The following is a 23,133-nucleotide window of genomic DNA, read 5'->3' on the forward strand; positions in this document are numbered from 1 at the left end:
TCGACTTCGTACCCAAACAGTATACATGGTGCACCGAGCAAACGGAAGAAAGCGCCTGGCGGCGGCCCGGATGCGTATCAGGCTTCCAGCTCGCGCAGCCAGGCGTCGTGCAGGCGAGCGCGATCCTCTTCGCACCTGAGCGCGTAGCGAAGCCGCCACATCCGGCTCGCAGATTGAGCTCCGCGAAACGCCTCCGCGAGCGCGCGCAGCGCGATGTCCGGCCACGCGCCGAGCCTCACGAGCGACACGAGCTCCGCCTCATCCAGTTCCGCCGCCTGCGCGTAGGCGAGCCAGAGCCGCCGATACGCGCCGGAACACAGAGGAACGAGGTACGCGACGTGGCTCACCCACTGAATGGGATCGGAAAATGGATCGTCGTAACCGGCGTGATCGAAATCGATGAACATCACGCTCCCGCCTGGGCCGACGAGCACGTTGTGCGGCGCGAGATCGCGGTGACAGAAGGCGAGCGGGCGACGCGCCTCGTCCAGATAGGATGCGTACACGGCGCGGGCGCGAGCAGCGATGCGATGGAGCGACTCGGCGATCTCGGCCTCCACCGGGATGGCCTTGAGCCTTTCGAGGAGCTGGAGCTTCGCCCGCCATTTGTCTCGCAGCGTGGCGGTTTGTAAGGCGAGAAGCGCACCTTTTGCCGGCGCGGCGCGCTGGGCCCGCGCCAGCGCTCGTGTGACGGCAAGGCGCTCCGATTCGTCGCTCGCGTCGACATGCCGGCCTTCGAGCCAAGGCTGGAGATAATACCACACGCCGCGCCCGTCGGAGACGCGCATCGTCCCGCGCACCGTCTCGAGGGGCCTGGCGGCGGCAACGCCCAGGCGCGGATAGTGACTGAGGACGTCGGCGAGCGCCCGAAGGCGCTCCTCGCTGTCCTGGGGACGTGCGCGCTTCAGGATATACCGCGACGTCCCCGCGACAATGCCCCAGACCGTGCGCTTGTGCACGATGGCGTCGGCCTCAATGCCGTACGCGCGGCGGACGAGATCGGCCATTTCACCGACATCCATCACCCATCGTTCCCCACGCGCACGACGAACGGCTTGGACCAACCCTCTTCGTCGGTCTCCGGCAGCATCGCCTCCGCCCGCCTGTACGGTTGATCCATCTGCGGACCCCCGTCGTATTCGGGACCAAGCAGCGTTTCGTCCCCTGGAATCTCGCCCGCGGCGCCCTGACCTTCGAATGCTGGCGCTTCCGCCTCGTGCGGGTTCCACGGCTCGACGCCTTCATCGGGCATCACTTCGGGCGGCTGCTGCAAGTGCCCCTGGTGACCCTGACCGCCGAGGAAGACGTCGGGCGCGCCTTCCATGGGCATCAGCTGGGATGGCTCAGCGCCGACGCCGGGAGCGGGCATCCAGGCGCCCGGAGCCGATTCGGGCACGCCGGAAGGCATCTGCGGCTCGCGGCCGAGCGGCACATACACGACAAGCCCGGGCGTCAGCTCGCGGGAAGCGAGCGCGGGATTCAGGTGTTCGAGGTCCTCCACGGTGACGTTGTAGCGATCCGCGATGGTGGCCCAGGTCTCACCGGGCTGCACCGTATGCGGCCAAACGTAGCCGAAATACGGTTTGGTCACGGCCTTGTTCGACTTCGGCTGCGCTTTTTTCGGCTTCGGCTTGGATGAGGTCCCTTTGCCGAGTTCAGGGATGACGATGGTCATGCCTGGCGCAATGTCGTTGGCGTTCTTGATTTGCGGATTCGCGGCGAGAATGAGCGGCAGGCGCACGCCCGTCTTGCGGCTGATCTGATACAGCGACTCCCCTGGTTTGACCACGTACTTTTTCATCCTGGCTCCAACCTCCTAGGCTTTCGCGGAAGCTAGAGCAGTATATGCGCAAGCCTACGAGGTGGCACCGGTTCCGCCGGGAAAGACGACGTTCGGCACGGGGCCGCTCATGATGATATACACGACGGGCGATCTCGCCGTCACATGCACGGGCGATCGGACGAGGGGGGTCATCGTCATGACATCGGCGGTGAGCTCGAGGTAGACGATGTGCACGACTTGATTCACGCCTTTCGAGGCGACATCCGCGTCGAGGCGCGCATGAACGGCACCGACGAGGGAAAAGGACACCGGGACCGTGGCGGTGTAGCCCGCGAGGATGGAGCCCGACAGCGCCTGCAGAACGGGCAACGTGAGGGTCTGTCTGCGAAGGGTCTGAAGGCGGGTTTCGCTTGCGTGGATGGCTTCGCTCTGAAGCTTGGCGAGCTTTGCCATGTCCAACGTGACGATGGAGAACGCCTGGCCGTTGGCGCCGCGTTCCATGCGGATGCTGACCAGATCTTCTCCGTCCGGATAGGACGAGAGCACCTCGCCCATGGCCTCGTTCAGCGCTTCGGTGGCCACGCGCGCGGCGAGCGACGCCGACGCCGTGCGCACCATCGGCGCGAGCCTCCACTCCAGCCAAAACACGGAAAGGCCGATGACCGCCAAGCACGCAAGGGCAAAGCCGAACCATCTGCGCGCTGGCCGGCGCCGTCCCTGGGCGCGCGCCTCCCTCGTTCGGCCCGCGCGCCCAGGTCGAGGCACAAAGGATTTCGGCACCGCCCTCACCCCCTCGTCCATACGTACGCGGGCGTGAGGCGGCGAATGCCTCGCGATGCCGATGTCCCATCATTCCGTACGCAGCCGCACAAATTGCCGCTTGCCCCGCTGGAGGACGTCTCCGTCCTGTGGGCGGTACTGAACATCCATGTCGGTCACTTTATTTCCATTGAGGCGAACGGCGCCCTCCTGGATGGCGCGGCGAGCGTCGCTGTTCGATTGGGCAAGGCCAAGGTCCACGAGCCACTTGACGATCCACTGCGCCTCGCCGGCCACCCGCCGTTCGGGGATGTCGTCCGGCAGGCCGCCTTTTTGGAAGACGGTGCGCCAGTGTTCCACGGCTTCCCGCCGCGCCTCTGGCCCAAGAAAGCGCTCGACGAGCTCCTCGGCGAGCTGCATCTTGGCGTCGCGCGGGTTCATGCGCCCGGCTTCGACCTCCCTGCGCATCGCCTCGATCTCGTCCTGAGGCCGGAGCGACAACAATTCGTAGTACTTAAACAGCAAGCTGTCCGGCACGGACATCAGCTTGCCGAACATGTTGTTGGGCTCCTCATTCACGCCAATATAGTTGCCGAGGCTCTTCGACATCTTGTTGACGCCGTCCAGCCCCTCCAACAGAGGCAACATCACGGCCACCTGCATGGGCTGGCCGAACTCGCGCTGAAGGTGGCGACCCATGAGCAGGTTGAACTTCTGATCCGTTCCTCCCAATTCCACGTCCGCGCGCAGATGGACCGAGTCGTACGCCTGCATGAGCGGATAGAAAAACTCATGAACGTGAATGGGGCGATTGTCCTGGAACCGCTTTTGAAAGTCCTCTCGCTCGAGCATGCGGGCCACGGTGATGGTCGACGCGAGGCGAATGACCTGCGCGAAATCGAGCGGCGCGAGCCAATCCCCGTTGTACACGACCTGCGTCTTTTCCGGATCGAGGATCTTGTACAACTGTGCCACGTACGTCTTCGCATTCTCGGCCACTTCTTCCGCCGAAAGCTGCTTGCGTGTCTCCGCCTTGTCAGTGGGATCTCCAATCTGGCCCGTGAAGCTCCCGATCACGAGGAAGACCTGGTGCCCGAGATCCTGAAACTGGCGCAACTTGTGCAGCACCACGGTGTGGCCCAGATGAATGTCGGACGATGTCGGATCGATGCCGAGCTTCACGCGCAGCGGCCTTCCGGTCCGCACGGACTCCCTCAGCTTCTGCACCAATTCGTCCTCCGGGACGATCTCGGCCGTCCCGCGCCGAATGATCGCCAGTTGGCGTGCCACTTCTGCCTCCTGGTCCGGAGTCAACACGGTCTCCACTGCCACCTCATTCGCTCCTCCTGCGTCCGTTCGATAGAGTGTCCCGTCTCGGCGCCTCCAGCGCCGAAACTCGGTGTCCCCACAATAGCATATCGCCGCCTGTTTTTCACCGGCCGCGCGCCGCTGAAGCCTGGTATGTTCCGCCTCGCGGCGCACATGCTAACGATACAACGATCACGGCCCGAACGACGTTCCGAACGCGAAATACCTACCATGATGTCCAAATTTGTCGTGTGATATAATCGTGCCACAAAGGAGGGCGATGGGTGTGAACGGCAAGAATCGCCGTCCGACGGACCGCGCGGACAAGCCACCGGCGCAAGCGCGCTCCAAGCGCAGACATCCGGTGCTGCGCCACACGTTTCGGGCCGTACTGCTCGCCGTCGGCAGCGCGTGCGGTTTCGGCGCGGCTTTCGGCGTCGGCTACGTGGCGTCCATGCTTCGCGGGCTGCCGAAAGTGAGCGCCGCGACGTTTACAAACAATAGCGCGGCTTCGGTGGTGTACGACGATGAGGGCCGCGTCATCGGCCAGTTTGCCGGCGACGGCGACCGCCAGCCCATCGCGTCGCTCAATCAGGTTTCGCCCTACCTCGTGCAGGCGTTCGTCGCTGCCGAGGACAAGACGTTCTTCACCAACATCGGCGTCAATCCGATGGCCATGGGACGCGCCTTTCTCCAGGATCTGCTGGGCCATCGCATCGAGTCGGGCGCGAGCACCATCACCCAACAGACCGTGAAGCTCGCGGTCTTCCCGGAGCAGGAACGGACCCTGAAGCGAAAAATTCAGGAAATTGCGCTCGCGCTCGAAGTCTCCCACGTCCTCAGCAAAGACGAAATCCTGACGGACTACATGAATTGGGTCTACATGGGGCGCATGGGCACGGATACGGTGTACGGGGTCAAGCGGGCATCCGAGATCCTGTTCGGGAAGGAGCCGAACCGGCTCACCCTGGCGCAGGCCGCCCTGCTCGCGGCTCTGCCCAACAACCCGTCCTATTTTTCGCCCTACCAGTTCCCACAGCACGCGCTGATGCGGCAGCACTACATCCTGGACCAGATGTTGGCCAATCACATGATCTCCAAAGCGGAGTATGACGCGGCGTATCGAGAGAACGTGCTGAAAACGCTCAAACCTCCGCCAATGAGCGGCCTTCCGGCGCATCCGTACTTGCTCCTGGACGAGATCAAGCCGCTCGTGATTCAGGATCTCGTGCGCGCAGGCATTTACGACAACGCCCAGGAGGCGGAGTCGGCGCTTCCAGTGGCGGGGCTCAAGATTTACACCACCATCGACCTGACGATGCAGGAGGACGTCGAGCGCGTGCTGAGCAACCCTCAGTTGTTCGCGGGCACGGACAAAACCTACCGGCTGCCGAACGGCAAGACCGCAACGGACCTGTACGAGGCGGGCTTTGCCATCGTGGACAATCACACCGGCGCTGTCCTCGCGGTCGGCGGCGGGCGCGATTACCTTCGCGACGCCATCGATCACGCCGACCTTCCGCGGCAGCCGGGATCGTCCATCAAGCCGCTCCTCGACTACGGGCCGGCCATCGACACCGGCCTGATCACAGCGGCGTCCGAAATGTACGACGCGCCCACGCGCTTTCCCGGCGCAGCCGGTCAGCCGCCGTACGAGCCCCACGACGACGAGCCGGGCTTCGCAGGGCTCATGACGGCGCGCGTCGCGCTGTACGAGTCGCGGAACGTGCCCGCCATCGACGTGCTGTCGGTGCTCACGCCGCAAGTGGGATTCTCCTATCTCAGCAAGATGGGCCTCGGCCCAGGAGCCACCACCTGGCTCGGCCAGCCCACCGTCGTCGCCGACGACGAGAACCACCTGGCCGCAGCCATCGGCGGGCTCGACAACGGCGTGACGGTCCTGCAGATGACGAGCGCGTACTCGACGTTCGCGAATCAAGGCGTGTGGCACCAGAGTTATCTCATCCGCCAGATCACGGACGAATCGGGCCGCGTCCTGTACCAGGTCGATCCGGCCACGCATCAGGTGTTCACGCCGCAGACGGCTTACATCCTCACGAACATGCTGCACGATGTCGTGTACCATCCCGGAGGCACGGCGACGGCCGTCGGCGCGCGCTTCCCGGGCCAGTTCATCTCCGGCAAGACGGGCACCACCGATTCCTTGGGAGATGGCTGGTTCATCGGCTACACGCAGGATTACACAGCCGGCATCTGGATGGGATACAACAACCACGAGCCCATCGATCCGGCCAATTACAACCTGAAGTTCACGCTCTGGAGCGACATCATGGCGCCCATCCTTGCGGCGCATCCCGCCAGAAAACCGTGGCCGGTTCCGCCCGGCATTGTGTTTCGCACCGTCTCGTCGACCAGCGGCCTGCTGCCGACCCCGCTGTCAAGAGCGTTCGGAGGCACAGAGACGGATCCCTTCGTACAAGGGACCGAGCCCACGTCGTACGACGACGTCGCGGTGGAAGCCAAATACACCGTGGTGGGCGGGAAAAAAGTGCTGGCGACCACGCGCACGCCGGCCGCGGATGTCGAGGTGGGCACGTTCATCAAGCTGCCCACGTCGCGAATCGTGGACTGGGCGCACAAAATCCCAAACGGCGTCACCGCGGATACGCCCTATCTTCTCCCATCGGCGCTCGATCCGCGGGGCGGCACGCCGCTCGACGCCGGCACCGCGCCGGACATGCTCAGTGCTTCCCAACTCCAACCTCCCACGGGCCTCTACGGTTACTACGACGGCGCGGAAGTGTGGCTCGGCTGGAACAGCGTTCCCGGCGCGACGCAGTATGCCATCTACCGCACGACTGGCGTGGACAAGCCGTACCAGAAGATCGGCACGAGCACGTCGACGAGCTTCGTCGATCCGTCGCCGCCCCAAGGCGCGTCGGTGGTGTATTACGAGGTCATCGCCGAGTCCAATTTGTCCCTGTCTTCCCCGTCCCGGGCCATCGCGGTTCCTCTCCTGCCGCCGGGCGAGATCGGCGGGAATCAGAGTGCCAACCATGCGAGTGCCAACGACCCCGGTGCGACCGGCGGGTCGAACGCGCCCGACGTGTGGGCCAACGGGCTGCCGTGATGCGGTGCGCGCTTCACGTTCGCACGTGGACGACGGTCGCGCCATCGCCTCCCTCGCCCGGCCCGGCCGGTTCGCTCGATTTCACGTGCGGATGATCGCGCAGGTACCGGCGGATGGCGTTTCGGAGCGCGCCCGTGCCCTTCCCATGGATGATGACCACGCGCGAGATGCCGGCAACCACGGCGTCGTCCAGGTACTTGTCGATCCGGCTGATGGCGTCGTCCACGGTCTCGCCGCGCACGTCGAGTTCCATCCGCACGTCTTTGGCACCACCGAGCCGCGTCACTGAAGGGGCCGCCGCTGGCTGCGCATCGCCCACCACTTCCAGGTCGCGGGCATCGACCTTCATCCGCATGGCGCCCAGTTGCACCACCGCCGCTCGGCCGTCCTGCGCCACCTCCACCACGTCGCCCTTTTGCCCCAACGACAACACGCGCACGCGTTGGCCAGGGCGCACCTCGGCCTGCGCTCGCCGTCTCGGCGCGGCGCGCTTCTCCCCCGGCTCCGCGGCCTCCAATCGCTTCCTCAGCTCGACCAGCTCGTGATCTTTGACGGCGGCCCTATCGCGCAGGCTCCGAATCTCCCGGATCACGGCATCCGCCTCGCGCCGCGCACGCTCGATGACCTCGCGCGCTTCGCGCGCGGCCTGTTCCCGCATCGAGTCCTTCGAAGCCTCCCATGCGGCCTTCTGGCGCGCGAGATCGGCTGCTTGGTCGCGAGCTTCCCGGAGCGCCTGCTCGGCCTCGTCCCTCATCCGCTCCGCTTCCCGGCTCGCGGCCTCGAGCTTGCCGATGAGGTCTTCCACGTGGATGTCGGATTCCGCCACGTGCGATCTCGCCCGCTCGAGAATCTCCTTCGGCATACCGAGCCGTTCCGCGATGGCGAGCGCGTTCGAGCGGCCCGGCACCCCCATCAGCAGGCGGTACGTCGGCCGCAGCGTCTCCACGTCAAATTCCATACTCGCGTTTTCGGCCGCCGGATTGCGGAAGGCGTAGCCCTTGAGTTCCGCGTAGTGCGTGGTGGCCACGACGCGGGCGCCGACGGACGTGAGGTGATCCAAGATGGCGATGGCAAGCGCAGAACCTTCGGCCGGATCGGTTCCCGCCCCGAGCTCGTCCAAGAGCACAAGGCTGTCTGGCGTCACGCGCTCGAGCATGTCGATGATCCGCCGCATGTGCGACGAAAACGTGGACAGATTCTGTTCAATGCTCTGCTCGTCCCCGATGTCGACGAACACGTGCCGGCAGAAGCCAATGTCGCTCTCCCGCTTGGTCGGCAAAAACAGCCCCGACATGCCCATCAGCGTGAGCAGACCGATGGTCTTCAGCGTCACCGTCTTCCCGCCCGTGTTCGGCCCCGTGATGATGAGCAGTCGGAACCGATCACCGAGTTCGACGTCGATAGGCACGGCGTCTCGATGAAGCTTGGGATGCCGAGCGCCGTGAAGCCGCCATACGCCGTCCGTCAGCCGCGGCCGCTTTCCGTCCACGCGCCGCGCATACGCCGCCTTGGCGAAGACGAAGTCCATCTCCGCGGCCACGTTCAGGTTGCGCAAGAAGTCGTCGGCCACCTGCGCCACAGCCGCCGCCAGCTGGTACAGGAGCCGCTCCACCTCGCGCTCCTCGAGCACCTCAAGCTCGCGCACCCGTTCGCTCAACTCCACGATGGCGCGCGGCTCGATGAACACGGTCGATCCCGACGAGGACACGTCTCGCACCATCCCGGGGATCTGGCTCTTGTGCTCCACGCGCACCGGCAGACAGTAATGTTCGCCGCGCATCGCGATCACAGGCTCCTGCAGATATTTCGCCTGCGTGCGGAGCAGCCGATCCAGGACGGTGCGAATCTCCGCTTCCCGGCGCCGCTTCTCGTCGCGCAAGCGGAGAAGCGTCGGGCTCGCGTGATCGATCACCTGGCCGTCCTCGTCCACCACTTGACGGATTTCCTGCTCCGTCCTGCGCAGATCCGCCATGGGCGCGACGGAGCTCGCCAAAAGAGGAAAATCGCCGCCTTCGGCCGCCCGCTCCACGAATTGCCGCATCGCCCGCATCCCGGCAATACATCGGGCGAGCCGATTCGCTTCGTCGGCCGAGATGGTGCCCCCGCGGCGCGCTCGCTGCACAACCTCCTCGAGGGACTCAATCCCGGCGAAAGGCGGCGCCCCGACGCGATACAGCATGCGAACCGCCTCATCCAGGCGCGCGAGTTCCGCTTCCGCGTCGGCGCGCTCCGCAAAGGGCACCATGGCGCTCGCGCGCGCCTGCCCGAGCGACGTCTGCGCACACTTGGCGATCTCGCCGCGCACATCTTCGTATTCCAACGCGTCCAGCGCGCGTTCGTCCATGTCCCGCACTCCTATACACTTGAATCCAAAATTCCCACTGAATCTTACCACATAGGGTGGCGTCTCCCGAACGATGCTATAGCTCAGAAGGGGGGATTTCCATGAACGTGCTTGGCCACGTCGTCCGATTTATCGTGTCCGCTCTCGTGCTCCTGTTCGTGGGCCACATCGTGCCCGGATTCCGAGTGATGGGCTTTTGGCACGCCATTCTCGCCGCCATCGTCATCACGTTGCTCGGCATGGCGATGGAGGCCATCTTCGGCCGCCGCATCTCGCCCTATGGCCGCGGCATCATCGGGTTCATCTGCGGCGCGATCGTCATCTACGTCGCGCAGCTCATCGTCCCCGGCATGCACGCGAGCATCCTCGGCGCCCTGTTGGCGTCGCTCGTCATCGGGATCATTGATCTCTTCGTACCGACGAGCCTCCGCGGCAGTCGACACGAGGAGTAAAGGCCGGATTGACGGCATTGGGCGCAGGTCGTATCGCCTGCGCCCGTATCATGCGCTCGTCTTCTCTTTCCCCGGCAAGACGGCCGTGAGCCACGCCGCCACAGCTCGATCCAAGGAACGGCTGTCGAGCGCGCGGCAAATGGCCGATCTCGCCACCTGCCGTTCCACAGCGGGGGTTCTCACGTACGGCAATACCAGCGCGATCACGTACACAAACACGGCCGACAGGAGCAAACCCGCGAGGAGACCCGCCATTCGATTCAGAGCCGACAGCACCGGCAGGCTGAACAGCGCGTCCACGAGCCCTGCCGCGTACCGCAACATGAGAAACACGACAACAAACACGACGGCAAACGAGATGGCACCCGACAAATTGCCCAGCACGAACGAGGCGAGCGGAGACGGCGACGCGCCGGAAGGCAGACCCAGGTGGGCGATAGCGGGGGCGACGTACGGCCTCGCCCAATACGACACGAGGTACGCGATGACCCCTCCGAAAAGCCGCATGACCTGTCGAACCAAACCGAGGCGATACCCGTTCACGGCGCCGAGCAAGAGGACCGCCGCCAGGGCGAGATCGAGCGCGTCCCACGTCACGACGACGAACGGCCTCCCGTCTGCTCTTCGAGCAGCGCCAACAGCTCCTTGTAATCCTTTCGCAGCTCGTAAAGCTCGTCGGCCAAGTTGAGCGCGGCCAACACGGCGATCCGACGCTCATCCATGTAGGAGGCCGTGGCGGCGATCTCGTTCATCGTCCGATCCACCATTTTGGCCACTTCTTGGATTCGCTCCTCCGGACTCGTCCCGCGCACCGTGTATTCGACGCCATGGATGACCACCTTCACGCGATTGACCTTTGCGCCTTCTTGGTTGTTGTCCATCCATGTCCCGCCTTTCCATCATGGCAGCGCAAGAACGGCCGCCGGAATCCTTTCGTACAACATTTCTCGCCGATATCCAGATCTCCTGCTTCTCGGTCGCCGTGGTTACGCGCGAAGCTTCGCGCCGAAGGCCGCCTCCCAAGCGCGGAGCACCGCCTCCACCGCTTCGTCGATCTCGGCGTCCGTCAGCGTGCGCTCGTCGCGCTGGAACCAGAGCGCGACCGCCAGGCTTTTGTGACCTTCCGGAACGCCGACGCCCGTGTACACGTCGAAAACGCGGACCAAGCGCAGATCGCCGCGATCGCCAAGCGTCCGCCACGCCGCATCGACCAGCGCCTGCGACTCGAGTTCGCGCGGCACCACGACGGCGAGATCGCGGCGGCTCGCGGGATGGCGCGGGATGGGGAGCACGCGCACCTCCGAAGAGGCGAGCGATAACAGGCGGCCGAGATCGAACTCCGCGTACACAGCGCGCTCGACCTCGTAGGCCTCGCCGACGTCGGGATGAAGTTCCCCGACGAGCCCGACGGGCTCACCGTTCACTTCAATGGACGCCTGGCGGCCGGGATGGAGATACGCATGCTGGCTGACTCGATAAGTCGCCTGGATGCCGAGGCGCGCGAGAAGCGCGTCGCACACGCCCTTCGCATCGTAGAAGTCGTAGCGGCGCGGGCGCTCGAAGGGATCGCCTTCCGGCTCGCCGAACCACAGCATGCCGAGGACAGCGCGCTCCTCCGGCAACGCCTCCTGGGGCCAGGAGGCCGCCAGAAACACTTTTCCCACCTCAAAGATTGCACCGCCCAACACCTGATGCGCGAGGTTGTGCCGCGCCACCTCCGCGAGGCTCGGCAACAGGTGGCGGCGCAAGGTGCGGCGGTCGTCGGACATGGGCCGCAGAAGCGGCACCGGCACCCCGCTCGGCGCGACCGGCGCTTCGGCCTCGGGCGACGTGAGCGCGTACGTCCTCACCTCGTGAAGCCCCCAATCGACGAGCGCGCGCCTCACCTTGCGCACAAGCATGAGCTGGCCCGACGACTCCGGCGCTTCCACCGGCAACCGCATGGACGTGGCGGGGATGTGATCATACCCGTAGAGCCGAGCCACTTCCTCGTACAAATCGGCTGGCAACTGCACATCCGGGCGCCGCGTCGGCACTTCCACGCGCCACTCGTTTTCGCCTTGCGTGACGTCAAAGCCGAGGGACTCGAAGCACGCGCGCATCTCTTCCTCGGGCACGTCCACGCCGAGGAACCGAGCACACGCCCGCGGTGAGAAGGAGATGACGGTCGGTTTCGACACGTCTGCCTGCGCCGGGACGCGGCGTGGCGCGCCGACGGGGCGCGATCCCGCGAGTTGAACGAGGAGCTCGGTCGCCCGGTGCAACGCGCTCGAGACGGCCGCCGGATCAACGCCTTTTTCGAACCGTTGCTGCGCCTCCGAGCGAAGCGAGAGGGCCTGGCCCGTTCTCCGGATGGAGGCGCCGTCGAAGCGGGCGGATTCAAGCGCAATGCGCCGGGTCGAAGGGCCGATTTCGCTGTTCTCCCCGCCCATCACGCCCGCGAGCCCGATAGCCTTCTCCGGGTCCGCGATGACGATCATGTCGGGCGTGAGCGCGCGCTCCTGGCCGTCGAGCGTCACGAGGCGCTCGCCCTCTCTCGCCTGTCGGACGACGATGGTGGCGTGGGCGATGGCGTCCGCGTCAAACGCGTGCAGAGGCTGGCCCCATTCGAGCATCACGTAGTTCGTCACGTCGACGACGAGATCGATAGAACGGACGCCCATGGCCAAAAGCCGCATCTTCATCCAGAGCGGCGTTTCCCGGACCTCGACGCCTTCCAGGAGTTGGGCTTCGTATCGCGGGCACCGCGGCGTCTCGAGACGCACCTGGAGCGGGGATTCCCCCTCGGCGGCGGGCGCCGGAACCGACGCAGGGAATCGATGCGGCCGCCGGAGGATCGCCGAAAGCTCGTGCACCAAGCCGCGGATGGACAGGCAATCGCTTCGGTTGGGCGTGAGGTCGAGATCGAGCACGACGTCGTCCAGGTGAAGATGCGGGACGACGTCCTCGCCGAGCGGCAGGTCCTCCGGAAGGACGAACAGCCCCTCCACGTCCCGTTTGGGCAGGTACCGAGTCTCGATTCCGAGCTCGTCCGCCGAACACAGCATGCCGTGCGAGGACACGCCGCGAAACTCGGCAATCCGGATCTCCACGCCGCCCGGCAGCTTCGCCCCGGGCAGCGCGACCGGCACCACGAGCCCCGGCGCGGCATTCGGCGCCCCGCAGACGATTTCGAGCTGTCGGCCGCCCACGTCCACGCGGCAAACCTTCAGCCGATCCGCCTGGGGATGCGGCCGCACCTCCAGAATCTTGCCGATCACGACCCCCTCCACGCCGCGATTCAAGGGATCGACCGCGTCCACGGCAAGCCCCGCGCTCGTCAGGCGATCCGCGAGTTCAGCCGGCGATAGGCCCGCGAGATCGAGATATTCGGCCAGCCATTTGTACGATGCTCTCACATTGCCACTCCCTTATCGGCACGCGTCAGGCGTGACGGAACTGTCGTAAGAAGCGCAGGTCGTTCTGGTACAGCATGCGAATGTCGGAAATGCCGTACCGCAGCATGGCGATGCGCTCGGCGCCGAGGCCAAAGGCGAAACCGGTGTAGCGCGCGCTGTCGTAACCCGACATGTCGAGCACGCGCGGGTGCACCATGCCCGCGCCGAGGATCTCGATCCACCCGGTCCCTTTACACATGCGGCATCCACTGCCGCCGCACGAGACGCAGACGAGATCGACCTCACAGCTCGGTTCGGTGAACGGGAAGTAGCTCGGGCGCAGCCGAACGCGCTGAGAAGGGCCGAACAGCGCTTTGGCGAACGCCTCGAGCGTCCCCTTCAGATCCGACATGCGAATCCCCTCGTCCACGACGAGGCCCTCGATCTGCGTGAACTGGTGCGAGTGCGTCGCGTCGTCCTCGTCGCGGCGATACACGCGGCCAGGCACAATCACGCGAATCGGCGTCCGCCCCCGCATGCGCTCCATCGTCCGGACTTGCATGGGGGACGTGTGCGTCCGAAGCAGCCACTCGTCCGTCAGATAGAACGTATCCTGCATATCGCGCGCCGGGTGATCTTTCGGAATGTTGAGCAGTTCAAAGTTGTAATGGTCGGTCTCGACCTCGGGACCTTCCACGACGGAGAACCCGAGGCTCACAAAGATGTCCTCGATCTCCTCGATCACGCGCGAAATGGGGTGCATCGCGCCGAGCGGCACGTCCCGACCCGGCAGCGTGACATCGATCCGCTCGCGCTCGAGCCGAAGGGCCTTCTCCTTGGCCTCGATTTCGGCCTGCCTCGAGCGCCACGCTTGCTCCAGCTCCTGGCGAATGCGATTCAACGCCTCGCCGAGCACGCGCCGGTCCTCGGGGGCCAGTCCCCCCATCGCTTTCGACATCTGGCCGAGCGCGCTCTTCTTGCCGAGAACCTCGACCCGCCAGTCGTTCAGCGCCTTCGAGTCCGAGGCGAGCGCGAGGGACGCCATGGCCTGCTCGCGGATCGCCTCCAACTCATGTCTCCAGGTGTCGCTCAACCCGTCATCCTCCTCACGCCGCTCATCGAGCCGCCTGACCTCACAACACAAAGAAGCAACTCGCCTGTGCGACGAATTGCTCCGCGCCATCTGGGTGAACGCCGTGGTGGTTTCGTCAACCCAGCCATATCGTAGCATTGACCGGCCGCCCGCCTCGGGCAGCCGCCAACGTTCAAAGGAGGCGCATGCGCATGTACGGGATTTTCGGCGGTTACACGCAGTGGGCAGTGGTATTCCTGATCATCTTCGTGCTCTTCTTCCTGCTCGTTCCCGCTTACGGCGCCGTGGCAACCACCACCAGCACGGCTCCGGCTGTCGTGTACTGAGGCTCATCCGGCCGCCAAGGGAAGCGCACCCGCTCCCCTTGGCGCTCCTCACACATCGGCCCACACGCCAGACGCCTCGATCCACTGGAGCGCCCGCGCCACCTCATCCACCACAATATTCACGTGGCCCATTTTGCGATCCCGCTTCGCCTCCGCCTTGCCGTACAGATGCACCTTCACACAGGACGGAAGGCCGCTCATCCGCGCGAGCAGGGGCTTGACGTGCTGCCCGAGGACGTTGACCATCACCACAGGCGAATACAGCGTCACGTCACCGAGCGGCAGGTTACAAATGGCGCGCACATGCTGCTCGAACTGACTCGTCGCGCACGCGTCGAGCGTGTAGTGACCCGAGTTGTGCGGGCGAGGCGCGAGTTCGTTGATCAGGAGCTCCCCGCCCTGAGTCACGAACATCTCGACCGCAATCAGGCCGATGACGCCGAGCGCTTCCGCCACCCGCCGAGCGATGTCCTCTGCGCGCGCGATCACGTCCTCCGGATACCGCGCCGGCACGATGGACATGTGGAGGATATGCCGCTTGTGAATGTTCTCGGCCGGCGGAAAGGCCCGCACCTCGCCCCTCCGATTGCGCGCGACAATCACGGAGAGCTCGCCCTCAAACGGCACGTACGCCTCCGCAATCAGCGGCTGGTCGTCAAAACCCGCGGCTCGGTGGTGGTCCATGGCTCGTGCCCAGTCCTGCGCGTGCTTCTCCACATCTTCTCGCGACCGGACCATCCACTGGCCCTTGCCGTCGTACCCTCCCCGACACGTTTTGACCACCATCCGCTCGCCGAATCGCTCGAGCGCCTCGTCGAGATCGCCCATGGACGAAATGGGCGCAAAGGGCGTGACCGGAAGGCCGTGCTGCGCAAGCGTCGATTTTTCTCGCACGCGGTGTTGACAAATCGCCAACAGCTCGCTGCCCTGGGGCACGTCACAGGTCTCGGCCAGCGCGTCGGCGACGGCGGCGCTCACGTTTTCAAATTCGTACGTGACGAGATCGCACTGCGACGCGAGCCTCCGCGCGGCGTCCACGTCGTCGTACGCCGCGACCACCTGACCGTCCGCGACCTGGGCCGCGGGCGCGTCCGGCGTGGGATCCAGCACGCGAAACCGGTACCCCATGTGCCGCCCGGCGAGGGCCATCATGCGGCCCAACTGGCCGCCGCCGAGAATGCCGATGGTGGCAGGCGGCAGGACGGCGTCAGTGGGTTTCAGCGGACGTGTCTGCACCCGGATCGCCCCCCTGAAGCACCTCGTCGCGGATGGATTGTTGGCGCGCTTCCAATCGAGCGGCGATCTCGGCGTCCGTCACCGCGAGAATGCGCGCGGCCATGAGCCCCGCGTTAACCGCCCCTGCGCGGCCGATGGCCATGGTGGCCACCGGCACGCCGCCAGGCATCTGCACGATGGACAAGAGCGAGTCGAGGCCGCCGAGCGCCGACGTCTGCACGGGCACGCCGATCACCGGCAAGGTCGTCTTGGACGCCACCATGCCGGGCAGGTGAGCGGCGCCCCCCGCCCCGGCGATGATGACCTGAATGCCGCGATCCCGCGCGGACTCCGCGTATTCGAACATGAAATCCGGCGTCCTGTGCGCCGAGACCACCCTGCGCTCGTGCGGGATCCCGAGCTCGTCCAACACGGCGCACGCGTGGCGCATCGTCTCCCAGTCGCTCTGGCTGCCCATGATCACGCCGACGCGCGGCTGCGCCATACCCATCCTCCTCGCGCTCGCTGCATCAGGCAAGGGTGACGTCCTTGCACAGATACACGTCCTGAATGAGATTCAACAGCTTCACGCCCTCCGCCATCGGGCGCTGGAACGCCTTGCGGCCGGAGATGAGCCCCATGCCGCCCGCGCGCTTGTTGATGACCGCGGTGCGGACCGCCTCGGCGAAGTCGTTCTCTCCCGACGCACCGCCGGAGCTGATGAGCCCAATCTTGCCCATGAACCCGTTGGCCACCTGATAGCGGGCGAGATCGATGGGGTGATCGCTCGTGAGCTCCGTGTACACGCGCTTGTCGATCTTGCCGTAGCTCGACTGGCCCATGTTGAGCGCCTGATACCCGCCATTGACCTCCGGAAGCTTTTGCTTCACGATGTCCGCCTCGATGGTCACGCCCAAGTGGTTGGCCTGGCCGGTCAGGTCGGCCGCCGTGTGATAATCGACGCCGTCTTTGACAAACGCGGGATTGCGGAGATAGCACCAGAGCACGGTGAACATGCCGAGCTCGTGTGCCAGCTGGAACGCCTCGCTGACCTCCTGGATCTGGCGCGTGGACTCGGGCGAGCCGAAGTAGATGGTCGCGCCGACGCCCACCGCACCGAGATCCCACGCCTGCTTGACCGACGCGAACATGATCTGATCGTACTTGTTCGGATAGGTCAACAGCTCGTTGTGGTTGATCTTTACAATATAAGGAATTTTATGTGCGTATTTGCGGCTGGTCAAGGCCAACACGCCGAGCGTCGACGCCACGGCGTTGCAACCGCCCTCGATGGCGAGCTTGACGATGTTCTCTGGGTCGAAGTAGTCCGGATTCTTGGCGAACGACGCGCCGGCCGAATGCTCGATGCCCTGATCCACCGGCAGGATGGACACGTATCCCGTCCCGACGAGCCGCCCGGAGGACAACAACCACTGCAAAGAACGAAGGACCTGATTGTTCCGGTTGGAATACAGGAACACGTCGTCCACGGACGTCGGCGACGGCGGCGTGAGCCGCTCCTTCGGAATGGTCTTGCACTCGTGATTCAGCAGATAGTCCGCTTCCGCGCCCAGATACTCGCGAATTTTTTCGATCACGCAATCGACCCCCTGGCGTTGGTTGGGTGCCCCACAGCGGAGCCATCCCACTTAGTTGGATAGAATCTCGGCCAGCTCGCAAAGTTCCTGCGCAGGCTGGCGCACGGCCGCAAACACCTCGTCAAACGGCACCGCCACGAGCGCCCCGTTCTGCGTGGCGGCCATGACCGCGGTCTCGCCTTTGAGGAGGAGTTCGACTGCGAAAGCGCCCAAGCGGCTGGCGAGGACGCGATCGGACGCTGTTGGCGCGCCACCGCGCTGGACGTGCCCGAGCACGGTCACGCGCGTGTCAAACCCGGTCTTCTCCTCGATGTAGTGCCCGACATCCACCGCGCGCGCCGCGCCTTCCGCCACCACGATGATGGAGTGTTTCTTGCCCCGGGCCACGCCGCGCTGCAGCTTCGCCACCACATCCTCGAGGTTGAACGGGACCTCAGGGATCAGCACGCTCTCCGCGCCGCCCGCGAGCCCGGCCGCCAGCGCGATATGCCCGGCGTGCCGACCCATGACCTCAATGACATACGTCCGCTCGTGCGACGTGGCCGTGTCGCGGATTTTATCGATGGCCTGAATCACCGTCTGCACCGCCGTGTCGAAGCCGATGTTTGCGTCGCACGCGCCGATGTCGTTGTCGATGGTGCAAGGCACTCCGACCGTGGGAATGCCCAGCTCGCTCAGGCGCTTGGCGCCTCGAAACGATCCGTCTCCCCCGAGCACGACGAGACCCTCAATCCCGGCCTCGACGAGCCGCTCATACCCGCGCCTCTGCCCCTCTTCGGTCATGAACTCCTTGCAACGCGCCGTAAACAGGCAGGTTCCGCCGCGCTGAATGATGTCGCCGACGGATTCGATGGGCATCGGACGAAAATCCCCGTCCAACAAGCCCGCGTACCCCCTGCGAATGCCGACGACCTCCAGGCCGTGGTAGATGGCCGTGCGGACCACGGCGCGGATGGCCGCGTTCATGCCAGGCGCGTCGCCCCCGCTCGTCAAAACGCCTATCTTTTGAATGGCCAACACCCCCAACGAGGACACCTTCATGGTAGACGACGATCGCGATTTGCGCAATGAACTGCGCTCGAGTGCGGCCTCCTCGGCTCTCAGCCGGTATTGCGCAGGCCCGCGGCGATGCCGTTAATGGTCTGCAGCGCGTCGGCCAGCTCCGCCTCGCGCTCTTCGGGCGACAGGTTGTCCGTGCGCAGATCGGCCAACAGGCGCACCTGGAAGAACGACAGCGGATCGACATACGGGTTGCGAAGCGAGATGGACTCCCGTATGACCGGCCTGTTGTCGAGAAGCTGCCGGTAGCCCGTGATGTCGAGCACGGCGCGCTCCGTGCGCGCGTACTCCTCCTCAATCAGCGGAAAGACGGCCTCTCCCGCCTCCCCCGCCAACTGCGCGTATTCCTTCGCCACGAGCATATCCGCCTTGGCGAGCGCCATCTGAAGATTGTCGACCAGCGTCCGGAAGAACGGCCACACCTCGTACATGCGGCGAAGGTCTTCAAGCGCGCGAGGGTCCTCCCGCATGATGGCCTCTATCGCACTGCCGAAGCCGTACCAGGCGGGCAGCAGGTGGCGGCTCTGCGTCCACGAGAACACCCAGGGGATGGCCCGCAGGTCCTCGATTCGCGCCGACTGCGAGCGCCGCGAAGGCCTCGACCCAATGTTCATCTTGCCGATCTCGTCAATGGGCGTCGCCCGATGGAAATACTCGAGGAACGCGGGATGCTCGAAGACCAGCTTCCGGTAGGCGCGGAAGCTGATTTCCGACGCTCGGTCCAAAAGCCGAAACCACCTCGGATGGCGCTCTGCCCACTCCTCGCTGTCCTCTCGCGTGGCGCCCACCAGCACAGCCGCCGCCGAGGACTCAAGCGAGCGTTCGGCGATGCCCGGGTGTCCATACCGCTGCGAGATGACCTCGCCCTGCTCCGTGATCTTCACGTGCCCTCGGAGCGCCTCCGTGGGCTGGGCGAGAATGCTCTGCTCCACGGGACCGCCCCCTCGCCCCAGCGCGCCGCCCCGGCCGTGAAAGAACTTGATGCGCACGCCGTACGCTTCCGCCAGGCGAATCAGGTGCTTTTGAGCCATGTACAGCGACCAGTTGGCGGTGAGATAGCCGCCGTCCTTGTTGCTGTCGGAATACCCGAGCATGATCTCCTGCTGCCAGCCGCGCATCTCCAGGTGACGCCGATACACGGGGTTTTCAAACAGCGACCGCATGATCCCCGCCGCGGACTCCAGGTCCTCGATGGTCTCAAACAGCGGAACGACGTTCAAGTCGCTCTTGGGCGGCGCCATCGGCCCGTCCGGCCAGCCGAACAAGCCGGACTCCTTCGCCAAGAGCAACACCTCAAGCAGGTCGCTCGCGCCTTGCGTCATGGAAATGAGGTAGTCCTGCACGCAGCGAGGCCCGAAGGTCTCGTGCCCTCGCCGCACGCAGTCGAGGACCGCGAGCGCCTCCGTGGTGACATCGGAGTACACGTGATACGGATTGCGAATGGGGCGCGGCGACGCAAGGCATTCGGACAGGACGCGCACGCGCTCTTCCTCGCCAAGCGACGTGTAGTCGTCCACGAGGCCCGCCGTCTGCAAGAGCTCCGCCACCGCCTGCTCATGAACGCCGGAGTGCTGACGGATGTCGAGCGTCACCATGTGGAAGCCGAAGATGCGAAGCTGCAGCAGGAACGGGCGCAACCACGCATCCACCATGCGCTGGCCCCGGTGATGCGCGAGCGATCTCGCCATCCGTTCGACGTCCTCCATCATCGCTTCGGGTGACGCGTAATCGGGACCGTCCACCCGCTCCCCGTGCAGCCGGCGCCGCGTGTTGGCGAGCCGCTCCAGCATCCGGTTGATGAGCGCCCGGTACGGCTCGTCGTTTTCGCCTCCCAGGGAAGCCAGGAGATCCTCGTCCGCGCCCGCCCGGTCCACGGACACGCTCAGATCGCGCCCGAGTTCTCGCAACTTTTGCTCATATTTGTTGAGGGCGAGATCGCAGTGGAGGACGAGCGTCTGCCAGGTGATGTCGGACGTGACGTTCGGATTGCCGTCGCGATCGCCCCCCATCCACGAGCCGAAGCGAATAAGCGGGGGCAGTTCGAGAAGCTGACGACCAAACTGTTCCTCGACCGCCTGTTCGAGCTTTTGATGCACGCGAGGAAGGACGTCGAACAGGATCTGGTCCAGAAAGTACAGCCCGTTTCGGACCTCATCCAGCACGGTGATGCGCTGCTTGCGCACCGATCTCGTTTGCCACAGCGCGACGATCTCGGTGCGAATTCGCTCGCGCAGCACGTCGAGCTCTCTCGGCGTCTTGCGCGGATCGTCCATGTCCTCGAGGAAAGCCGCGATCTTCGTGTGTTTGTCGAGCACGGTGCGGCGCAGCGCCTCGGTGGGATGCGCGGTGAGCACGAGCTCGATCCCGACCTCCCGAAGCAGGGACTCAATGTCGTCGGCGGTCATGCCGCGATCGGCCAGGGTGCGCATGGTTTCGCGAAACGACCCGCGCAGCACCTGTTGCGAGCGATCGTAATCTCGGTGGCGGCGAAGCCTGTGGTTTTGCTCCGCGAGGTTGACCAACTGAAAGTAGACCGAAAACGCGTGAATCACGTCGTTCCGGTGCTCGGGCTCCACGGCGGACACGGCCGCCTGCAGCGCCGCGCGCGTTTCGGGCGACGGGTCCGCGCGAAAGGCCTTGGCAGCGAGGCGAATGGATTCGACGTGATCGAAGACGCGCCGGCCGCACTGCTCGACCAGCACTTCTCCCAACAAATCCCCGAGGACGCGTATGTCCCGGTGCAAGGGTGCGTCGTTCGCCAACGAGATACCCTCCTGTCCTCTCCACTCCGAGTGTCGATTTTCTCTATGGTCTCCGTATCAGGTTACAACGGGCCGAAGCTTCGCGCAACGAACGCTCGTCCCAAAACTGAGAAACTTCGCCCTAGATCTGAAAACGGCCGATGAGCGACTGCAGGTCCTGCGCTCGCGCGCTGAGCGATGCGGCGGTGGACGCAATTTCTTGCATCGAGCTCGCCTGTTGCTGAGAAGCCGCCACCACGCTCTCCGACTCGCGGGCCGCCTGTTGCGCCAGTTCCACCACCACGGCCATGTCGCTCGACATGTGATCCGCCTGGGCGACGATGGTTTTGGTGGCGTCCGCGACCTCTTCGACGCGCGACGCCACCTCCGCCATGGAGGTCCTGATCCGCGCGAACGTCCGCTTGGTCTCGTCGGCAACCGCCGCGCCGGCGTCCACTTCCGCGGTGACCGCCTGAATGGATTGGGCCACCTCGTTCATGGAGCGAACGACGCGATCGACAATGCCGTGAATTTCGCGCGCCGCATCCGCGGACGCCTTGGACAGGCTCCTGACCTCGTCCGCGACGACGGCGAACCCCCGGCCGTGATCGCCCGCGCGCGCGGCCTCGATGGCCGCGTTCAGCGCCAAGAGATTGGTCTCGTCGGCGATGTGCATGATGGCCGCGACAATCTGCCGAACGCTTTCCGAAGCCTCCGCCGTCCTGCGCATGACCTCCGCGGCATCGGCGGCGCGCTGCCGGATGGCCTCCATCTGACGCGCCATCGCGTCCATGACCTGCGTTCCCGCCTCCGCTTCGCCATCGGTGCGCTCGGCGGTCTCGTGCAAATCTTCCGCGAGGCGCGACACCTTGCCGATCTCGCCCTGCACCTGCGAGACCGCGGCGGACGTGTCCTCGATCTGCTTCATCTGCTCCTCGGCGCCGGCCGCCACTTGCTCAATGGACCGCGCGATCTCCGCCGTCGCGCGCATCAGTTCGTCCGAACTCGCCGACAGCTCTTCGGCGCTCGTCGCCACGTGTTCGGAAGCCCCCGCGATGGCGCCGATGAGCGCCCTCAGGTTGCCGACGAGGTCGTTCCAGACGCGCGCGAGATCTTCGATCTCGTCGCGCGTGCGCACTTCGACGGGCCGAACGCGCAGGTCGCCCTGCGACACCTTGAGCGCCATCTGGCGGAGCCGAATGATGGGCCCCGATATCGTGATGGCCAGCGTCGCGCTCCCGGCGAGGCCTATCGCGATGGCGACCAGTGCCACGGCCGTGCTCCAGACGAAGGTCTGCACGAGCAGGCGATTGACGTTCGCGGCGGCCGCGTTTTTGACCGCCTGCTCGTCCTGTGTGAACTCCGACAGGCTCTGGATCAAGGGCTGCAGCGTGTTGTTGGTGAACATCGCCTGCGCGTCGGACAGGCTCGTCGACGCTAGGCGGAAAGCGGTCTCATTTTGATCCAAGATCTGCTGCCACTCCGACTGGAACAGGTCGAGGATGGCCTTGTCGGTGGCATTGACGGGTTCGCGCTGCAAGACGCTCAGATCCTGTTGCACGCGCGCGAGATCGTTCTGGTAGTCCTGAAGGTTGAACTGCGCGTTGTCGCCGTTCGGCGTGAGCAGATAAAGCGCCGCGTCGTTGTCCGCGGTCACGATGTCGTCATCAAACTGCCGAATGAGGTTCAGCACCGTGTCCGCCTGCTCGAGCTTTCGAACCGACTGGTGCAGTTGGCTGACCAGGATGCCGTTCACGACGCCGAGGGCGACGAGAAGGAGGGTCACGAGGCCGGTATTGACGAGGAACTTTTGACGAATGTTCAGCGTCGGCAACAGATCCACGAACCGCTGACCGAGCTTGTGAAGGCGCGTGTCTGCGCGCGCTGGGATGTCGTCATAGGTGGACATGGCGGACCTCCAACCGAACGATTCGTCGACGCCACCGGACCGATGCCCGGCGTGCCATCGAGCCCTCTCCACCTATTC

Annotated in this window: 18 protein-coding genes; 3 read left to right on the top strand and 15 right to left on the bottom strand. The window is 65.1% G+C overall.

The window, feature by feature from the left end:
- Nucleotides 1-77: 77 nt before the first annotated feature.
- The 4 genes from AACI_RS10470 to tyrS all read right to left on the bottom strand — a co-directional run bounded on the left by AACI_RS10470 (nucleotide 78) and on the right by tyrS (nucleotide 3,874).
- Nucleotides 78-1,022, bottom strand: coding sequence for a phosphotransferase (locus AACI_RS10470; protein WP_012811393.1), 945 nt, complete (start codon nucleotides 1,020-1,022; stop codon nucleotides 78-80).
- Nucleotides 1,022-1,801 (bottom strand): LysM peptidoglycan-binding domain-containing protein, encoded by a 780-nt coding sequence (locus AACI_RS10475; protein WP_012811394.1) that lies wholly within the window; start codon nucleotides 1,799-1,801, stop codon nucleotides 1,022-1,024. Before AACI_RS10475 ends, AACI_RS10470 begins: the two co-directional genes overlap by 1 nt.
- A gap of 54 nt (nucleotides 1,802-1,855) precedes the next feature.
- Nucleotides 1,856-2,563, bottom strand: coding sequence for a sporulation protein YunB (locus AACI_RS10480; protein ID WP_012811395.1), 708 nt, complete (start codon nucleotides 2,561-2,563; stop codon nucleotides 1,856-1,858).
- Between the two features lie 69 nt (nucleotides 2,564-2,632).
- On the bottom strand, nucleotides 2,633-3,874 hold the full coding sequence (gene tyrS / locus AACI_RS10485) for a tyrosine--tRNA ligase (RefSeq protein WP_012811396.1): 1,242 nt from the start codon (nucleotides 3,872-3,874) through the stop codon (nucleotides 2,633-2,635).
- A 256-nt stretch (nucleotides 3,875-4,130) separates the two neighbouring features.
- On the opposite strand from tyrS, the gene AACI_RS10490 reads away from it, so the two are divergent.
- Nucleotides 4,131-6,941: a transglycosylase domain-containing protein gene (locus AACI_RS10490; RefSeq protein ID WP_245530555.1), complete on the top strand. Its 2,811-nt coding sequence runs from the start codon at nucleotides 4,131-4,133 to the stop codon at nucleotides 6,939-6,941.
- Nucleotides 6,942-6,954: 13 nt separating this feature from the next.
- Here the strand turns inward: AACI_RS10490 and AACI_RS10495 are convergent, their stop codons facing one another.
- Nucleotides 6,955-9,285 (bottom strand): endonuclease MutS2, encoded by a 2,331-nt coding sequence (locus AACI_RS10495; protein ID WP_012811398.1) that lies wholly within the window; start codon nucleotides 9,283-9,285, stop codon nucleotides 6,955-6,957.
- A 101-nt stretch (nucleotides 9,286-9,386) separates the two neighbouring features.
- On the opposite strand from AACI_RS10495, the gene AACI_RS10500 reads away from it, so the two are divergent.
- Nucleotides 9,387-9,737, top strand: a complete 351-nt coding sequence (locus AACI_RS10500; RefSeq protein ID WP_012811399.1) for a phage holin family protein — start codon at nucleotides 9,387-9,389, stop codon at nucleotides 9,735-9,737.
- A gap of 48 nt (nucleotides 9,738-9,785) precedes the next feature.
- Here AACI_RS10500 and AACI_RS10505 read toward each other — a convergent pair whose 3' ends face one another.
- The 4 genes from AACI_RS10505 to pheS form a co-directional block, all read right to left on the bottom strand.
- Entirely contained in the window at nucleotides 9,786-10,334 is a 549-nt protein-coding gene (locus AACI_RS10505) for a CvpA family protein (protein WP_012811400.1), read from the bottom strand.
- Entirely contained in the window at nucleotides 10,331-10,618 is a 288-nt protein-coding gene (locus tag AACI_RS10510) for a cell division protein ZapA (RefSeq protein WP_008337626.1), read from the bottom strand. Before AACI_RS10510 ends, AACI_RS10505 begins: the two co-directional genes overlap by 4 nt.
- A 105-nt stretch (nucleotides 10,619-10,723) precedes the next feature.
- A complete protein-coding gene (gene pheT, locus AACI_RS10515; RefSeq protein ID WP_012811401.1) occupies nucleotides 10,724-13,135 on the bottom strand; it encodes a phenylalanine--tRNA ligase subunit beta in 2,412 nt (803 codons plus the stop codon).
- Between the two features lie 25 nt (nucleotides 13,136-13,160).
- Complete coding sequence (gene pheS / locus AACI_RS10520; RefSeq protein WP_049763350.1) at nucleotides 13,161-14,159, bottom strand: phenylalanine--tRNA ligase subunit alpha; 999 nt, start codon at nucleotides 14,157-14,159, stop codon at nucleotides 13,161-13,163.
- 239 nt (nucleotides 14,160-14,398) lie between these two features.
- Between pheS and AACI_RS17125 the strand changes: the two genes are divergently transcribed.
- Nucleotides 14,399-14,533, top strand: coding sequence for a hypothetical protein (locus AACI_RS17125; RefSeq protein WP_008337629.1), 135 nt, complete (start codon nucleotides 14,399-14,401; stop codon nucleotides 14,531-14,533).
- Between the two features lie 48 nt (nucleotides 14,534-14,581).
- Here AACI_RS17125 and purK read toward each other — a convergent pair whose 3' ends face one another.
- The 6 genes from purK to AACI_RS10550 all read right to left on the bottom strand — a co-directional run bounded on the left by purK (nucleotide 14,582) and on the right by AACI_RS10550 (nucleotide 23,055).
- Nucleotides 14,582-15,769 carry a 5-(carboxyamino)imidazole ribonucleotide synthase gene (gene purK / locus AACI_RS10525; protein WP_012811403.1) on the bottom strand — a complete coding sequence of 396 codons (1,188 nt, stop codon included), beginning with the start codon at nucleotides 15,767-15,769 and terminating at the stop codon, nucleotides 14,582-14,584.
- Nucleotides 15,741-16,253, bottom strand: a complete 513-nt coding sequence (gene purE, locus AACI_RS10530) for a 5-(carboxyamino)imidazole ribonucleotide mutase (protein WP_012811404.1) — start codon at nucleotides 16,251-16,253, stop codon at nucleotides 15,741-15,743. Before purE ends, purK begins: the two co-directional genes overlap by 29 nt.
- A 25-nt stretch (nucleotides 16,254-16,278) precedes the next feature.
- On the bottom strand, nucleotides 16,279-17,346 hold the full coding sequence (locus tag AACI_RS10535; RefSeq protein WP_012811405.1) for a class I fructose-bisphosphate aldolase: 1,068 nt from the start codon (nucleotides 17,344-17,346) through the stop codon (nucleotides 16,279-16,281).
- 51 nt (nucleotides 17,347-17,397) lie between these two features.
- Entirely contained in the window at nucleotides 17,398-18,357 is a 960-nt protein-coding gene (pfkA, locus tag AACI_RS10540) for a 6-phosphofructokinase (protein ID WP_035468902.1), read from the bottom strand.
- Between the two features lie 89 nt (nucleotides 18,358-18,446).
- The gene (gene ppc / locus AACI_RS10545; protein ID WP_012811406.1) at nucleotides 18,447-21,167 is read right to left on the bottom strand and encodes a phosphoenolpyruvate carboxylase; all 2,721 of its coding nucleotides are present in this window, start codon (nucleotides 21,165-21,167) and stop codon (nucleotides 18,447-18,449) included.
- A 121-nt stretch (nucleotides 21,168-21,288) separates the two neighbouring features.
- Nucleotides 21,289-23,055, bottom strand: coding sequence for a methyl-accepting chemotaxis protein (locus AACI_RS10550; RefSeq protein WP_012811407.1), 1,767 nt, complete (start codon nucleotides 23,053-23,055; stop codon nucleotides 21,289-21,291).
- Between the last annotated feature and the right edge of the window lie 78 nt (nucleotides 23,056-23,133).

Source organism: Alicyclobacillus acidocaldarius subsp. acidocaldarius DSM 446, assembly GCF_000024285.1.
GTDB classification, from domain to species: Bacteria; Bacillota; Bacilli; order Alicyclobacillales; family Alicyclobacillaceae; genus Alicyclobacillus; species Alicyclobacillus acidocaldarius.

What these genes read in the sequence shown, in the direction of transcription:
- AACI_RS10500 (WP_012811399.1), top strand. Translation starts at nt 9,387, where the DNA reads ATGAACGTGCTTGGCCACGTCGTCCGATTTATCGTGTCCGCTCTCGTG.
- AACI_RS17125 (WP_008337629.1), top strand. Translation starts at nt 14,399, where the DNA reads ATGTACGGGATTTTCGGCGGTTACACGCAGTGGGCAGTGGTATTCCTG.
- AACI_RS10550 (WP_012811407.1), bottom strand. Translation starts at nt 23,055, where the DNA reads ATGTCCACCTATGACGACATCCCAGCGCGCGCAGACACGCGCCTTCAC.
- pheS (WP_049763350.1), bottom strand. Translation starts at nt 14,159, where the DNA reads ATGGCGTCCCTCGCGCTCGCCTCGGACTCGAAGGCGCTGAACGACTGG.
- AACI_RS10495 (WP_012811398.1), bottom strand. Translation starts at nt 9,285, where the DNA reads ATGGACGAACGCGCGCTGGACGCGTTGGAATACGAAGATGTGCGCGGC.
- AACI_RS10470 (WP_012811393.1), bottom strand. Translation starts at nt 1,022, where the DNA reads ATGGATGTCGGTGAAATGGCCGATCTCGTCCGCCGCGCGTACGGCATT.
- AACI_RS10490 (WP_245530555.1), top strand. Translation starts at nt 4,131, where the DNA reads ATGGGTGTGAACGGCAAGAATCGCCGTCCGACGGACCGCGCGGACAAG.
- AACI_RS10510 (WP_008337626.1), bottom strand. Translation starts at nt 10,618, where the DNA reads ATGGACAACAACCAAGAAGGCGCAAAGGTCAATCGCGTGAAGGTGGTC.
- AACI_RS10475 (WP_012811394.1), bottom strand. Translation starts at nt 1,801, where the DNA reads ATGAAAAAGTACGTGGTCAAACCAGGGGAGTCGCTGTATCAGATCAGC.
- purE (WP_012811404.1), bottom strand. Translation starts at nt 16,253, where the DNA reads ATGGCGCAGCCGCGCGTCGGCGTGATCATGGGCAGCCAGAGCGACTGG.